This is a genomic window from Oleiphilus sp. HI0132 (assembly GCF_001635845.1).
Genome location: NZ_LWGJ01000160.1, coordinates 1 through 838, shown reverse-complemented (window position 1 = coordinate 838; position 838 = coordinate 1). Strand labels below are relative to the sequence as shown.

Genomic DNA, 838 nt, shown 5'->3' with positions numbered 1-838 from the left:
CCCTAGCGCACACCCAAGCACTGCAAACAGCAAGGACTCTGAGGCCAGCAGTACAAATATCTGGTTCGGCCGGCAACCTAAAGAACGGAGAATCGCAATTTCGCGCCGACGTTCATTTAAACTGCTAAGAATACCCGTTAATAAGCCAACGAAGCTATTCAATAAAACGAAGACTGCAATAATCAGCAAAGCCTTTTCGGCCACACCAATTAACTGCCACAATTCCCCCAAAGCAAGGCCTGGCAATACAGCTAATAAGGGTTCTTTTTTGTATTTGTTTATCGCTCGCTGGATACGGAAAATTTCCATTTTCGACTTTAAGCCCAGCATAAATGCCGTGATTTGTTTTGGTTGAAGATCCATTTCTAGCGTTTGTTCTGCAGTGACCTTGTTCCGAGATTGTGTACCCGACTGCCAATCAATATGTAATGCTTCAATACCTTCCAAACTAACATGAATCGTTCGATCAACAGGCGTGCCTGTGCGGGCAAGTATGCCAGTTAGTATAAAAGGTTTATCATCATGCCGGGAGAACCCGGTATCGTTAACACCGTGCGCCAAGGTCAGCTGATCACCAATTTTATAGCCTAAGCTTTCCGCAATCTCAGCACCAATCACCGCATCATAAACCCCGTCAAAGTGCTTCCCTTGCTCGAAGTCCAGCCCTCTGTCATCAGCAAAGCGGTAGTGTTTGAAATAATCCTGCGTGGTGCCCATCACTCTATAGCCTTTGTGAGAGTCCCCAAGTGAAATTGGAATAGCCCAGGCAACCGACTTGTGTGAAGAGATTTTTTGATAACTATCCCAGCCGATATTGTTGGTTGCATTGCCAATACGA

1 protein-coding gene is annotated in these 838 nt (G+C 45.7%); it reads right to left on the bottom strand.

The features are described from left to right. Window positions 1-838: ABC transporter permease (locus tag A3766_RS02065; RefSeq protein WP_068641560.1), on the bottom strand; the 838-nt coding region annotated here is incomplete at both ends.